General features: G+C 39.4%; 10 protein-coding genes. 2 read left to right on the plus strand and 8 right to left on the minus strand.

Features of this window, described 5'->3' with window-relative positions:
* Positions 1-94: 94 nt before the first annotated feature.
* The 4 genes from AC3WTB_RS07705 to tagD all read right to left on the minus strand — a co-directional run bounded on the left by AC3WTB_RS07705 (position 95) and on the right by tagD (position 6,916).
* Positions 95-2,461 carry a CDP-glycerol glycerophosphotransferase family protein gene (locus tag AC3WTB_RS07705; protein WP_268473666.1) on the minus strand — a complete coding sequence of 789 codons (2,367 nt, stop codon included), beginning with the start codon at positions 2,459-2,461 and terminating at the stop codon, positions 95-97.
* Between the two features lie 184 nt (positions 2,462-2,645).
* Positions 2,646-4,919 (minus strand): CDP-glycerol glycerophosphotransferase family protein, encoded by a 2,274-nt coding sequence (locus AC3WTB_RS07710; protein WP_410559737.1) that lies wholly within the window; start codon positions 4,917-4,919, stop codon positions 2,646-2,648.
* Positions 4,920-4,962: 43 nt separating this feature from the next.
* Positions 4,963-6,429, minus strand: a complete 1,467-nt coding sequence (locus AC3WTB_RS07715; RefSeq protein ID WP_492333553.1) for an alpha-glucosyltransferase N-terminal domain-containing protein — start codon at positions 6,427-6,429, stop codon at positions 4,963-4,965.
* 97 nt (positions 6,430-6,526) lie between these two features.
* Entirely contained in the window at positions 6,527-6,916 is a 390-nt protein-coding gene (tagD, locus tag AC3WTB_RS07720) for a glycerol-3-phosphate cytidylyltransferase (protein ID WP_008343212.1), read from the minus strand.
* Positions 6,917-7,275: 359 nt separating this feature from the next.
* Between tagD and AC3WTB_RS07725 the strand changes: the two genes are divergently transcribed.
* Together AC3WTB_RS07725 and AC3WTB_RS07730 are read left to right on the plus strand one after the other, a co-directional pair.
* Complete coding sequence (locus tag AC3WTB_RS07725) at positions 7,276-8,046, plus strand: WecB/TagA/CpsF family glycosyltransferase (protein ID WP_039181899.1); 771 nt, start codon at positions 7,276-7,278, stop codon at positions 8,044-8,046.
* An 11-nt stretch (positions 8,047-8,057) separates the two neighbouring features.
* A complete protein-coding gene (locus AC3WTB_RS07730) occupies positions 8,058-9,248 on the plus strand; it encodes a CDP-glycerol glycerophosphotransferase family protein (protein WP_492333554.1) in 1,191 nt (396 codons plus the stop codon).
* A gap of 17 nt (positions 9,249-9,265) precedes the next feature.
* Here the strand turns inward: AC3WTB_RS07730 and AC3WTB_RS07735 are convergent, their stop codons facing one another.
* The 4 genes from AC3WTB_RS07735 to AC3WTB_RS07750 form a co-directional block, all read right to left on the minus strand.
* Positions 9,266-11,896: a glucosaminidase domain-containing protein gene (locus AC3WTB_RS07735; protein ID WP_492333555.1), complete on the minus strand. Its 2,631-nt coding sequence runs from the start codon at positions 11,894-11,896 to the stop codon at positions 9,266-9,268.
* Positions 11,897-12,021: 125 nt separating this feature from the next.
* Positions 12,022-12,972, minus strand: a complete 951-nt coding sequence (manA, locus tag AC3WTB_RS07740) for a mannose-6-phosphate isomerase, class I (RefSeq protein WP_058837516.1) — start codon at positions 12,970-12,972, stop codon at positions 12,022-12,024.
* 147 nt (positions 12,973-13,119) lie between these two features.
* Positions 13,120-13,941, minus strand: a complete 822-nt coding sequence (locus AC3WTB_RS07745) for a carbohydrate ABC transporter permease (protein WP_024426281.1) — start codon at positions 13,939-13,941, stop codon at positions 13,120-13,122.
* Positions 13,938-14,909 (minus strand): carbohydrate ABC transporter permease, encoded by a 972-nt coding sequence (locus AC3WTB_RS07750; RefSeq protein WP_200885522.1) that lies wholly within the window; start codon positions 14,907-14,909, stop codon positions 13,938-13,940. Before AC3WTB_RS07750 ends, AC3WTB_RS07745 begins: the two co-directional genes overlap by 4 nt.
* Positions 14,910-14,956: the final 47 nt, after the last annotated feature.

Below are 14,956 nucleotides of genomic sequence, written 5' to 3' on the forward strand. Positions count from 1 at the left end.
CACATTTCATCTTATAACAAAAGTCATGTACGTCAAACTAGAAGACAAAAAACCCCTGAATCGTTACAATCAAAGATTCAGGGGGCATAAGACATTAGATAATTTGATGCTCTTTTAAGAAATCTGTAATTCTTTTCGTATTTTGATTATCGTTAAAGCTGTTAATTTTCAAATATTTTTCTTTATATTCATCTTCCACAACATACTCATTCTCAATCGCATGTTTGACAATACGAATGAGCTCTTGAGTATTGTATGCAATCGGTCCTGGTGCATTTTCTTCGTTTACAGGAGGAATCGCTTTATACTGTCTAATCAAGTAATCTTTTTCTTCCCAATAAAAAATAGGGTATGCTCCTCTATATTGTGCATCATAAATAGCAGAAGAGTAATCAGTGATAAACACCTTTGATACTTTTAGCGCTTCTGATGGATTATCAGAAATAATATGTTTATACTGAGGCAGGTTTTGATAAACGTACTGAGAAAATTTGTTATGCGGTACAATTAACAGTCGATCAAGAAGACCTGCTTCTTCAAAGCTTTTAATGATTTTAATCAGAACTCTATAGTAAGATGTTTCTTCGATTCTATTAGTATATATTAGCCCCTCTTCCCAATAGCGGTAAGTTGGCATAAAGGCGATCTTATCTGCACCGTCTACTAATTTGGCATGATCGAAAGTTGCGAGACCTGTCAAAATCAAATCCTCACGGTCATATTTCATTTTGTAGAATTCACCAGCCTCTAGTTCAGAACTGATGACTGATTTATAAATATTATATTGGTTCTTGTCTTTATGGAATCCAAAGGCCATTGGATTATCAACTGGTTTCGCAAACATTATTCCATGCTGCAAAAAGACAAGTGGAACACTCATAATTCTCTCTCTAAGATGATCAATGTATAATCGATCATTCAGAACATGGTTGGATAACTCACTTGAAATAAAGTAGCTGGCATTGAAGATACTTAAATAATGTCTCAGACTATATTTAGGAATGATACCCTTTCCATACTTAGCTTTAAGTGCCGGATAAGCACTTGATTTCTTATTCAGAATAAAGTAATTTCTTGAGTCTGTTTGACAATTCTCTTGTACATAGTCATACACTCTAATAGCGGATTCATCAGCTTTATCACTCTTTTTCTCAAAAAACAAATTCACACCATACTTCTTGTCTTTATAGAATGATGATAAGATACTCGCTATTTTTATTTTTACTTTACTAAATAAAGAATATTCCTGTGAATAAGGAATAATGGTTGAAGTCACATTTCCAAATAAATTTGTTCTTAATACTTGAAGCTTGTCCCCATTCTTTTTCGTGATATATGTTTTCACCTTTTTATCTCTTTTTTTCAGCCTTAAACTATGAATAATTCGGTGATCATTTCCAACGAATAGGTTATTATGGATTCTGCTGTCTAAGTCAAGATCATTTAACGAAATTTTAAAGAAACCATACCTTTTTAGGAATTTGATCTTTCTAAATGGTCTTATAAATTTCGCCACTTGGTGATCAGAATTTCTAATGTACAGATATTCATATTTTTGGTCTGAATTATACGCGTAATGTGTCAGTCTTCCATAAACATAAAAGCTCTTAAACAAACTAAAAATACGTAGTCTTGATGTATGTTTTGTAACGAGATAAGGGTTTCCTCTTACTAAGTAAACACCATTCGTTCTTACATATATGTAATACCTTTGTTTATTAATCACCAAAATATTAAGGATATTGTCTTCTTTGAATTGCTCTAATGTATCTTTACCAAAAACCTTGAGCGGCTGATATCTAGGAACAAGTCTAAAGTTGACGATTTTCTTTTGCTCAGTCACTTTATTTAAAATTTTGATTTGATTACGATTATTCACAGTCACTTCAATATCTTTATGTTCCTGCATTACATCAAACAAAATTTTCCTTACATTTAGTTCTTTATTTTGGCAGTCATACGTAACGACAAAGTTGAAGGGACTATATTCGATAAAGGAGATGTCGACAAATCTTCTATCAGCCCCATGAATCTTCAAGTTCATTTTATAATTCTGATTAATCTCATCTACGTTCAGCAGCCCTGAGAATAATAACAATTCCTCTTCGCCTCTATATAAGCCATAGCGATCTAACCCTAATTGTTTGACATATATATCTTCAAATTGATTGTTAATTTCAATAGGATGTATTTGATTTGGTTGAAGGATGTCAGAGCTTTCTTTGACAATATACAAGTTCTGATCCTTAGCATAGAGATAGACCATTTCATTAGAATGATCTATTGAGGATTCAAAAATCATCTGATCCTTTACATTAATTTCACAAATCCTCTTTGATTCGTTTACATTTAGCTCTTTAAATTCAAAAGTACACAACTTCTCTATGTCATCAATATATAACACTAACTTTTGTTCATCTAAATTAAGAATTTCTATAAAATTATGATAAAGTTTGTACATTGAAGCACCTCTATATTATTTTCAGCATTTTTACAGTACCGGATAATCTTATCTAAATTTAGCATGTTTACTGTTAAATTTCTACGTTTTTTTATTTTTACCATTACTTTTAAATATGTGTACATTGGAATAAAAAACACAAAAAAAGTACCGTTCAAAAGGCGAAGAACGGTACTTTTATAAACTATTTTTCAGAAAACACTACTTCAACGACCCGCTTCGAAGATTCTCCAGTCTCTAAGTAGCAGAATTTCTCATAAAACGGCGAGAATGCCTCTGGTAATGTAAAAGATGGCTGTTCTGTTTCTCTTACCCAGTCAATAACACTTGCTGTTTCTTTCACAAGCGGTCCAGGTGCTTCTTGTTCAAAGTCGAAGTAGAAGCCTCTGAGCTTGTCACGATAGGTTTCAATGTCTGGCACATAGAACAGCATCGGACGTTTGAGGTTTGCATAATCAAAGAACACAGATGAGTAATCTGTGATGAGCAGATCTGAAATCATATAAAGGTCTCTAATGTCTTCGTAATGAGAGAAGTCATAGGCAAAGCCTTCATACGGCCCTAAATCAAAGTTTTCAGCAACTAGATAGTGCATACGCAGAATGATAATATATTCATCTCCGATAGCAGCTCTGAGCTCATGCAGATCAAGGTCTAAATCAAATTTGTACTGCCCTTTTTTATAAAATTGATCGTCTCTCCATGTCGGTGCGTATAAGATCAATTTTTTATCGAGCGGCAGGTTCATTTTTTGTTTCAGTGCTCTCATCGTTTCTTCATTGTTTTGATTGTGAAGAAAGTCATTTCTCGGATATCCTGACTCAATCATGGTCTTTTGGAATTGGAACGCACGTGTAAAGATTTCAGTCGAGTAGGCATTAGGAGAGATGAGATAATCCCAATTCGATGCTTCTTTCGTGAAATTCTTTTTGTATTTCTTCGTGTTTGTTCCAGGCATATGCACCTCGTCCATGTCCATTGCCAGTCGTTTTAACGGCGTACCATGCCAAGTCTGCAAGTATGTTGTGTGATCTGGCTTTGGAACCCACAGCGGAAGACGGCTGTTTACGACCCAATACTCAGCTCTTGCCATCGCAAAAATCCATTTCAATGACAGACGATTGATATAATAGATGCCTTTTTCCTTAAACGGTGCTTCATGACCCTTTTTAACGCTCCAGATCAGCGTATATTCAGGGTGATTTTCTTTCATATACTCGTAAATACCACGCGGATTACAACTGAATTGTTTTCCGTTAAAGCTTTCAAAAACAACGGTTTTCTTTTTCACAGACAGCTTACTCGCCAGTTTAAAGGTCGTTTTAAACGTTCTTGTCACAAGGCGGTTACGGACTTTTTTGATTTTACCGATCTTCTTTTTGAATTTCTTCCACTTGCTTTTGACGTAATACTTGGCACGTGTTTTCATGGTGTAGTCATTAATACGGATGCCCAGCGTTTGTCTTTTTTTCTTTCGGTACACTTCATATCGAATTGGTACATCGTTTCGCTTATGAATTTGAACAAGTCCTTTGAGTTTGTTCGAGCGGTCTCCAAGCACTAAAGAAGTGGTTGTTAATGTTTCCTCTACTCCGTTCACGTCGCAGATAAATTCAAGATAGAAGCGATATACAAGGCGTCTGTTCAAGGAATAGGTCAATTCCTCTAAAGGAATTTCTGCTAAAAATTGATAAAGCTGTGGTACCTGTTGATCATCACGGTATTCGATCACTTCATCTTTTATATGGGTGATATTGACCGGAAAACGATGTTCAATTGGTTCTTCACCATTTTTCTTCAATAGAAGTTTTGCTTCTTTGATCTCATATGGATGTTCTGCACTTAGAACACCTGCATACCCGGATAAAGATAACATACATCCTTTGTTGAGCTCGATTTGATTGAATTTCACAACCTTTAGCTCACGCTTGATTTTCAAAGAAGCATTCCCTTTGTCTGTGCGGTATGGAATGATATACAGCATGGTGTCTTTATTTTCTAAAAAAGTCAGCTCAGGCTTTTCTACTTCCATTTTTAAACGGCGTTTATAGTTTGACGTTTTCTCTTCAGATTCATTATCTGTATTGATATCTGCTTCTTTTACTTCTTCTTCCTCTTCTTCGGAATCAGAATCATAAGCTGAGTCCTCAAGCTCGTCCTCATCCTCTTCTTGGTTTGTGCTTAAATAGTCCGTGACATACAAGTTATATGTCTGGCCTTGCTCTAACGCAAGCGGCAGCGATGATTCACTCAATACCAATTTGAATAGATTCTCTTCTTGATGAACAAGCGGAAGGAAAAGCTCTTGTTTTGATACTCTTTCCCTCATAAACAAATAAAATTCCCTATCTGTTAATGGCATGTCATCATCGATGCGAATCAGCATTTCTAGTTTCTCATGGTGATTTTTTAACCCTTCAACAACACTCTTCTTCTTATGAATTCCCTCTTCAATCATTAATCGTTAATCTCCTCTGTTCAGAAATCTTACCGTTATATGGCTATTTCACTTTCCAAGAATAGTTTCCTTGTTTCGTTTGATATGACCATCCATCGATGGACGATGGTTTATTCGTAAGCAGCTCGCCTTCTATTTCTAGACGCTGCAAAACCTCTTGAAGTTCTTCTGTTTTAAAACGAATGTAAAAATCCACAAATTTCGTTTGGTTGATTTCAATGTTTTTCTTTGTTTGAAAATGGCCAATTGGGAAGCTGACTAGATGGTTTTCATCGATTGTTTGAGAGATGATTTCAGCTCCATTCACTCGATCATATCCTGCAAAATCTATTTGCACATGATCCGCATGACTCATTTCATCTTTTAACTCGAGTTGAAGGTGAAGAACATGATGCTCAGAGCTTAAATCACGCAAGACCCATTTCATACGGTCCACGATTCCTCTCAGTTCATCTTTATGCTTACGATTTTCGAGCATATGTTGAATCGCCATATTCCAGACAGTCTTTTCGTCAGAAGGAACAAGATAAAAATAGGTTTGTTCTCCCAAGACTTTCTCGACATCTTCTTTATGCCTAGTATCCCCAAAAAAGACAGCATCCACTTGCTGTTTTCTTATTTGTTTAAATAATTCTCCATATTGAGAATTAACTTGATGCAGATCTTCTTCATAATGTGCGTGATGCACAAATGCAGCGTAATAGGTGGTTTCAGGCTGATCGATTTTAAACAGGTGGCGGTCTTGATCACGGTCCTCTGTGATCATCAGTTTCAAACGGTCATTTTGTGATTGAATGCTGGATAGCCATAATTGTTTAATATCCGTCTTCTTTGTAAATGTTTGAATTCCTGTTTTTTTATACCAATTGATATGCCGAACTGGATTCTTTTTTGCATCACCAGAATAAATGATCTCCATATAAATGCTTCCGTCGTCACTGATTAATTCCTCTAAGTATAGAGCACCTGTATGTGGAACAAAGCTTTGTACTCTGCACAAAACGCCCTGCCAATTGTATTCTTCCCTCTTCACTAGTTGCTGCTTTTCATTATATTGATCAATATAACAAATGGGGGAAGCAGGCAATTCATATCTCGTCACTTGAATCGTGGATTCATCTTCGGGAAAAATAGCTTCATTGATCTGATGTGGTGATTCACCGGCAATAAATTCTAAATAACGTCTTTTACTTCCGCTTAGCGGTAAGATATAGTGTTCAAATACATTCAAGATGTCCACTTGGTTAGGAATTGTCTCCTCCAAGCTGTGAATACGTTCTTTCACATTTGCATCGTAATTTAAAGTTAAAATTGCAGTACTCTTATGCTGATCAGCCAAGGGCTTAATTCTTGTCTTTAAAGATTTCGTTAAGCTCTCATCCTGTTTTGGCACATCACCCATAATAAAGTAGTAATCCATATCAGGCATGTCCACTGATGCCAGCTTTTCATGTTGTTCAGATTGATCCAATGTATCTTCAACTTTTTTCTTCATCCAATTTTGAAACAAAGGAAGCTCTCCTTAAAAATAATGATGACTTGCTCATTGTATTTTACATGAAAAAGTACTTCTCACCAAAAGATAAGAAGTACTTTTTTTCGATCTATTAAAGTCCCGCAATTTCTTCCTTAATTTGTGTTGTCGAGATGCCTTCTGTTCTCTTCAAGTATACGACTTCGCAATGTTCTTTTAAGAAATCGAATTTACCTTCCCAGTCATCTCCCATGACAAACACATCGATATCGTGCTCTTGCACGTCACGGACTTTTTGATCCCAGCTGTTTTCTGGAATGACTTCGTCTACATAACGAATGGTTTCAAGAATCAGCTTTCTATGCTCGTAGCTGTGATAAGCTTTTTTTGATTTTTGTAAATTAAACTCGTCTGTAGAGATGGCCACCACTAAGTAATCTCCGAGCTGCTTTGCACGCTCTAGCAGCTTAATGTGCCCCCAGTGTAATAAATCAAATGTACCGTAAGTAATAACTTTCTTCATTGCAAACATAAACTCCTTTCTTCAATCCTTATTCGACTGCATTCGTGCAGTAATTTATCCGTAATTCTGTGATATTCGATTCGCTCTTCGGAACCTCATTATATCACAGCGCCCACCAAACGTTAAGCGGATGTAAAGACAAACTATTTCCAATTTATTGGGCGTAGGAGGAAAAGTCCGAGGAATCAATGTTTCACAGAGGATCGTCCATTTGAATTGATGAAAATGTCATGAAATTTAAAGGTTTGTAAAGTTATTGTTAATATTTCATGGAGCATCTGTGATAAAATGATGAGTAGGCGAAGAATGAATTTACAATGAACGTTCATAGATAACAAGTTAAAAAGGAGGTCTAAACAATGCAAACAGAAGTGGTCTCTAACCTTTCTTATGTAAACGGCGACTTAGATGAATTTATCAGCTATATGAACCAGCATCATATTTCTCAGAAAAGAGGCGCCATGATTGCGACTGTCAATCCAGAGATAGGCTATGCCGTCATGAAGGATCATGCGTACCATCAAGTCGTCTCATCTGCGGATTATGTACTGCCGGATGGTGTTGGCGTCGTGTTGATGTCTCGTATGACCCAAAGTCCGCTTAAGTCAAGAATTGCCGGCTTTGATGTCTTCATGTCTATGCTTGATCTAGCAAACAAGCAGTCTAAAAGAATCTTTTTATATGGTGCGAAAAAAGAAGTGCTTGAGGCTGTGAAACAGCGAATTGATACGGAATATCCAAATGTGGTCCTTGCCGGAAGCTGTGACGGCTATCAAGCAGATAAACGTTTCGTAGCGAAGCAAATCGCGCGCTCGAAACCTGATATGGTGTTCGTTGCATTAGGTTATCCAAACCAGGAGAACTTTATTTACGAATACCGCCATTTATTCCCGCAGGCTGTTTGCATCGGTTTAGGCGGAAGCTTTGATGTATTTAGCGGAACGGTGAAGCGTGCACCACGCTGGATGATTAAGACAAATACAGAATGGCTGTACAGATTGATTGTGAATCCATGGAGATGGAAACGAATGCTGAATATTCCTAAGTACGCTTTTGCCGTATTGAAGGAAAGCAAAGGAAAAAAACGTTACTATCCTGAGCAGGTAAAGGATCAGACGAAGCAGCTGTGAGAGACTGACAAATGATGAATATACGCTCAATGATGATTTCATGTTACGCAGCTTTTATTTCTTTCATTGGATGGCTGATGAGCGGCGTGAAACCGCGTGAAAACCAGGTGACGCTGCTTGTTTCGTTCCAAGAGAATGCGGCTGCTCTCATTCATACTTATCAACAACAGGCGAACATGACAATGAAGCTTACTGTCCTCTATACGAAGCATGCTTCTGCGATAGAAAAGGACGGGCCTCATCTGTCATTTCGCTATTTTCATGAAAAAAATCCTCTCCATCTCATTCAATGTATGTATACGATGTTTAAAAGCAAGGTTGTCGTGACGGATAATTACTTTCTCATGACGAGTGTGCTTAGAAAACGGCCTTCTACCACCTGTATTCAAGTATGGCATGCCAATGGCGCTTTGAAAAAGTTCGGGCTTGAAGATGCTTCAAATTCTGAACGAAGTGCCCGTGACATCGAGCGCTTCAAACGTGTCTATGCGTCTTTCGACTATATCGTAACAGGCTCAGATCACATGCGTGAGATTTTCAAGACCTCGTTTGGGGCCAATGATGAACGCTTTTTACCAACTGGTGTACCACTGACGGATCTGTACTATGAACAGCATCAGCCTTCCTTAAAGCTGAATGATATCCCAAAAGGGAAAAAGATCCTGCTCTATACACCGACCTATCGAGACTTTGCAATGGACAGTCTTGTCCTGCCTTTTTCAAAAGAGCAATTGCAAACTGAGCTGAATGGCGATTATATTCTGCTCGTCAAGCTTCATCCTGCAGTCAAACATTTAGCGAAAGCAGAAACAGACGGTGAATGGATATTTGATGTGTCCGATCAGCCGCTCTATCCATTGCTTTGTGCCTGTGATGTCCTAGTGACAGATTATTCGTCGATTGTGTTTGAATATGCACTGCTCGAAAAACCTGTCTTGTTCTTCACTTATGACTTAGACACTTACCGGGAGAAACGCGGCTTAGTTGATCGGTATGAAGACATCATTCCTGGAAAGGCTTGCGTCACTCAAGACATGCTCTTGCAGGAGCTTTTACACCTAAACGGATCAACCAATAAAGAACAAATCAAAACCTTTGCTGAGGAATGGAACCAATATTCAAAGGGACAATCAAGTCAGCAGCTCCTTTCATTTATTGAACAGCAGCTGCTCTTACAAAAAAAACGTCCGGCTTCTCAATAGGAAGCACGGACGTTTTTTTATTTGTTATACACTGGGATATCGTAATACAGCGTATAGTCATCAAGCAGGTTATACAAACTATACATACGAGTGACTTGCTTAGAAGCCCAGCCAATATCTGTTGCATATTGATGAGTTGCTGTAGCAGACCAGCGCATTTTATAAATCGTATCTTGTTTGTATGTCGCATTATTGATGTAGCTGTTGCCAATGAATTTTGCCCCGCCAATAATCGCAGCCTCAGGTGTGAACCATTGCTGTTCATACGCATACTTTGCACCGAGATAATTCGGATTGCTGTCATATGCACCAATGCCATACATGTTATATACTTTCTTTCCATTAAACATTGTACCATTCGCTAAAATGGAACTTCCGTTACCCGTTTCAAGCAACGCATGAGAAATAAGATAAATTTCGTTGATATGATACGTTTTTGCTGCTGTAATAAAGGCTTGTCCTTTTCCAGCAAGAATCCCTTTGCCTGCTAAAATCTTTGTATTGACCTCTGCCGGATTGAGATTCGCAGCTTCAGAGAGTTTCAGAAATTGAAAATAAGATTGCGTGCCTTCTGCAATATTGGCTGGATCTACATATTTTTGTACCTCTGCTGCACTTGCATTTCTCCAGCCGAGGTTGATCCTGATCCAGTTCCCTTCTTTTCCAAGCTGTTTCACTTTTGCTCCTTTATTCAGCTGTGCCACAATGTTGCTTGCAGAGCTCGAATCAGGTGTAGAACGGACATTTAGGCCATCCGTATTCACTGTCGATGTTGCTTGGTCTACATATGCTGCATAGACATAGGCCGCACCATCTGTCTGTGGTGACACCTTCATTTGTTTGTTTACCATCTCATTGACAGTGAGGTTGTAGTTCGTTTGCATGACCATTGGGCCATTTTTAATTTTTACGGCTGTGGCAGTCCAGCCATATTGGCTTTTCACAAATGCAATGGCTTCATTTACAGTTGGTAATCCTGTAAATTGCTGCGTGATGTTGATTTTGTAAGTTGGTTTCGTTGTTGTTGTATACGCAGCGGTTTCATTCCGTTTTTTGAAAAATGCCATGCCTTGGTCACGCAGTGCAGCTGTTGAGATGGCACCTGTTTTGATCTGATATTGAGCATAATCGACTGCACCTGTTTTTTGTGCAGCAGCCTTCATTTTTTGTTTCGTCAAATAGCTGAGTGCTTGATTCAGTTTTGTCTGATTCACTGTCGGCTCTGTCGTGATACGGTATTGCTTGACCGCTTCTGTCAGCGTTTTTGTACTGCTGGCAATACCATTTTTCTTGATGATCTCTTGAGCCTGCTTCACTTTAGTTTGTTCATATACAGGTGTTGTCTTAAGACTATATGTTTTGCTGACAGCTTGTCCCTTGCTTGTCTTGATGCTGCTTGTCACCTTCTGCGTTTTTAAGTATGCAGCACCTTTATTCACTTTCGCTTGGTCCACTGCTTGATTGACGACGAGTCGATATGTGCTGTCTGATACCTTGCCTGTTTTTTTCGTTGTCGCAGATACTTTTTTCTTTTGGAAGAAAACCGTTGCTTTTTTCGCTTGGTCATCTCCTAAAAGATTCCCCGTCACTACTTGATATGGCTGTGTAGAAGAAATCTTTTTGGACGTGTAACGCCATTTCTTTTTCTTGAAAAAAGCGATCGTTTTTGCGTAAGCTGTATCGTTTAATTTATTGAGCTTCACGATATAATTTTTTGTTTTTCCCACTCGCTGCACAGTACCTGCAACACCGGTTTGCTTCTTAATTTGAGCCGCAGCTGAAGCTGCTTGTTTGTTGTCTTTGAAATAGCCTGATTCCAAGCTGTAGACATTTTTTAAGGCACCTGTCTTTTGAATCTTTCCGCTGATCTTTGCTTCTTTTTGCAGCTGAGTAAGGAGTGTCTGTGCTTTCGACTGGTTCGCTTGTGCAGCGGATGTGACGATGTAATACGGCTTACCCGCTGTTACCGTTTGAAGCACTGGTTTTAAACCGGATGCCTTCTTTAAACCTTGCAGAATGGTATTCGCCTTACTTTGTCCAACAATACCACTTGAAATCAGCTGATATACAGTGCCAGCTTTGTTTTCGGTTTGGTATGTACTGGTGACGCCTGCCTGCTTTTGCAACTCGGTTTGAATATTTTTCACTTTCGTTTCAGAATCAATGGTTCCTGATATGACCTGATAGGAAGGTTTGCTTTGATTGATGACTTCATAGGAGCTATTAAGCCCAGATGTTTTTGTTAGCTCAAGTGAGAGCTTTTTCGCCTGACTTTCATCGTTGACTGGGTCAGATACGACCTTTTGTAAAGGAAGGCGGTCACCTACTGGAGACACCGTACCGCTCATGCCCACCTCTTTTTTTAATGCAGCTGCACTTGCACTCGCTGCTGCTTGTGACTCATATCCTGAGGCAGTGAGCTGATAGCTCGATGTATTTCCTGAGGTTTGGTAAGTGGCTGTCCACTTTTTGTCCTTCTTCAGTGTTTCCACTGCTTTTTTCACTTCTGCTTCTGTTGTAAATACCTTTGTGGTGTTCATCGTATAAATGGATTGGTCGACATAGGAGGCTGCTTGCGCTTCTTTACCCGTGTGTAATGTCATACCAAAGGCAGCTGCGAGTAACATAATCTTGATGGTTTTTTTCACGTTCCCTGTCCCTCTCTTAACTTTGCATAATAGTCTACTAATCTCTTTATCGACAAAAACAAGTACTCTTTCAAGTCATTTATGCAATAGAAAAATAGAGGACCCCCTCGAAGTCCTCTTTTGCCTTATATATGCGACACAATCAGTTCACAAGATCCTTCAATTGAGAAGCTTCCTGTTTCAGCCGGCAGAATAAAATGAGCGCCCTTTGGCAGTGGATATGTGTTTCCGTCATGCTCTAAAGACCCTTCTCCATCAATCACACTGCATAGCAAAAACGGATAATCCTGCGAAAGCTCTACTTTTTGATCAATTTCCCATTTATACACAGAGAAGTATTCTGCTTCGACAAATGTACGAATGGTCACTCCTCGGCGTGTTTCAACTGATTCATCTGCATAACCGTCTACATGAGGAACCGTTGTGACATCAATCGCTTGTGCAAAATGAAGTTCACGTTCGTTGCCATCCTGGTCTTTTCGTTCATAATCATATACGCGATAGGTTGTATCTGAGCTTTGCTGCGTTTCAAGGACAAGCGTTCCTTCGCAAAGTGCATGAATGGTACCGCTTGGCACATAATAAAAATCACCAGGCTTAATTTTCACCCGCCGCAAAAGACCTTCCCAATCTCCGCTATTCATCATGGTGACAAGCTCAGTTCTTGTTCTTGCATTGTGCCCATAGATCATTTCCGCTCCTTCTTTGCAGTCAATGATATACCAGCACTCTGTTTTTCCAAGCTCGCCATTTTCATGTCTTTCCGCATAATCATCATCTGGATGTACTTGAACGGACAAGTCTTGGTTTGCATCTAAAATTTTGGTTAACAGCGGGAAGCGATCGCCTTCTATCCCCCCGAACAATTCTCTATGATTGTCCCAAAGTTCGATCAGCGTTTTCCCTTTATATGGACCGTCTTGCACGACACTTGGTCCGTTTGGATGAGCAGAAATTGCCCAGCATTCTCCCGTTTGATCAGAAGGAATATCGTAGCCAAATTGATCCCTTAAGGCTGTACCTCCCCATATTCTTTCCTTCAATTCAGGCAGTAAAAAAATTGGTGACTGCTTCATTCAGGATGACTCCTCCCTTTGCTACCCTTTGATAATCCTTACCTAGCTTGATGAAAACTAGTAAGTCTCAACTTTTATTATGACGCTATCTAAAGAGAAGTCAATCCTTTCAGTACACCGAATGAAAACGATAACACAAAAATTGTTTTACCCTTTGACAGAGCCTGCAAGAAGCCCTTTGACAAAGTATTTTCCAAGAAGAATATAGACGAGTAGTGTCGGCAGCGCAGCCAATATCGCCCCTGCCATTTGGACGTTCCATTGCACAATTTGACTGCCTGATAGATTTTGCAAGGCAACCATCACCGGCTGATGCTCCGCAGTGGTCATCGTGACTGCAAATAAAAATTCATTCCACACATTTGTGAACTGCCAAATGGCGACCACAACAAATCCTGTGATCGAAAGCGGAAGAATCATATGTCTGAAAATCCCGATAAACCCTGCGCCATCCATTTTCGCCGATTCAATCATTTCATCTGGGATGCTCACATAGAAATTTCGGAACATGAGTGTTGTGATCGGAAGTCCATACACGACATGGACAAGCACAAGCCCTGGAATTGAATTATACAATCCGACTTCACGCAAAAATTGAATAAGTGGAATTAGAATACTTTGATATGGAATAAACATCCCAAACAGCATCAGCGTAAAGACGACTTCTGATCCTTTGAAACGCCATTTTGATAGGACATAGCCATTCATTGCACCTAAAACAGCTGACAATAAAGTAGCAGGAATGACAAGATAAAGAGAATTCATTAAATTAGGTGCCAGCTTTTCAAACGCGATTTGATAGCTTGAAAAATCGATTGTGGATGGCAGCGACCACATTCGTTCAAGGGTGACTTCACCTAATGGCTTCAAGCTTGTGACGAGCATGACATAAACTGGCATCAAAAAAAATAGACTGCACAAAATCAATAAAGCATAAAGAACTGGACGGACAAACCATCTGGCTGTCATGATGAAGCCCCCTTCCGGCTCGACAGGAGGTATGGCACGATAAAGACCGCAACAGAGACCAGCATGACAATCGCAATGGCGGCACCGCCTGCATAATGGTTTCCTCTAAAGGTCATTTCAAACATATACACGCCCGGGACATCGGTGACAAAGTTCGCACCCGGTCCTGTCATCGAGTAAATCAAATCGAAAATCTTTAATGAAATATGAGCCATGATGATAACAACACTTGCAGTAATCGGTTTTAAAAGAGGAAAAATGATTTTCCAGTAAATCTGCCACTCCGATGCACCATCCATTCTAGCAGCCTCTCTTACTTCCTCTGGAATTCCTCGCAGACCCGCCAAATACATCGCCAGAGAGAAGCCTGTCATTTGCCAAACAGCTGCAATCACGACGGCAATCATGGCCGCAGGTACACCAAACTCAATTTTCCCCCAGACAAATCCGGCCAAAATGTTCGTATCCGTGTACCATTTAGGCTGGATACCGAGCGTTTTCAAAAATAAATTCACCCCTGTTGACGGGTTTAAAATCCATTGCCATACAACCCCTGTGACAACGAAGGAAAGGGCCATCGGAAAGAAGAATAAATTCCGAAAAAGAGATTCCCCCTTGATCTTCTGATCTAGTAAAATCGCAAGTGCAAGACCAGAGACAATGACAGCCCCAATAAAAAATAGAGTAAAAAAGACCGTGTTTCGAAGATCTGACTGAAAGCGGAAATCTTGAAACAGCATGGCATAATTGCGAAGACCTGCGAAAGAGAAATCAGGAACAAGCGTGGTCCAGTTTGATAATGACACATATCCTGTCCAGCCAATAAAGCCGTAAACAAAGATGAATAATAAAACCGCTGACGGGGCTAAAAAGAGCAGCGCCAGCAGCTGATCTCCATTCCATTTTTTCCGCATACGTTTGACCTTGGGCATAGATGTTTTTGTCATCGGCGATGTGTCCATGCGCATGAAGCTACACTCCTTTTAAAAAAGAGGCGGTGCCTAGCCGCCGCCTC

This window comes from Bacillus sp. EB106-04-04-XG123 (assembly GCF_058791855.1).

Bases quoted from the DNA above. Each gene is read 5' to 3' on its own strand.
- AC3WTB_RS07705 (WP_268473666.1), bottom strand. From the start codon at position 2,461: ATGTACAAACTTTATCATAATTTTATAGAAATTCTTAATTTAGATGAA.
- AC3WTB_RS07710 (WP_410559737.1), bottom strand. From the start codon at position 4,919: ATGATTGAAGAGGGAATTCATAAGAAGAAGAGTGTTGTTGAAGGGTTA.
- tagD (WP_008343212.1), bottom strand. From the start codon at position 6,916: ATGAAGAAAGTTATTACTTACGGTACATTTGATTTATTACACTGGGGG.
- AC3WTB_RS07725 (WP_039181899.1), top strand. From the start codon at position 7,276: ATGCAAACAGAAGTGGTCTCTAACCTTTCTTATGTAAACGGCGACTTA.
- AC3WTB_RS07730 (WP_492333554.1), top strand. From the start codon at position 8,058: ATGATGAATATACGCTCAATGATGATTTCATGTTACGCAGCTTTTATT.
- manA (WP_058837516.1), bottom strand. From the start codon at position 12,972: ATGAAGCAGTCACCAATTTTTTTACTGCCTGAATTGAAGGAAAGAATA.
- AC3WTB_RS07745 (WP_024426281.1), bottom strand. From the start codon at position 13,941: ATGACAGCCAGATGGTTTGTCCGTCCAGTTCTTTATGCTTTATTGATT.
- AC3WTB_RS07750 (WP_200885522.1), bottom strand. From the start codon at position 14,909: ATGCGCATGGACACATCGCCGATGACAAAAACATCTATGCCCAAGGTC.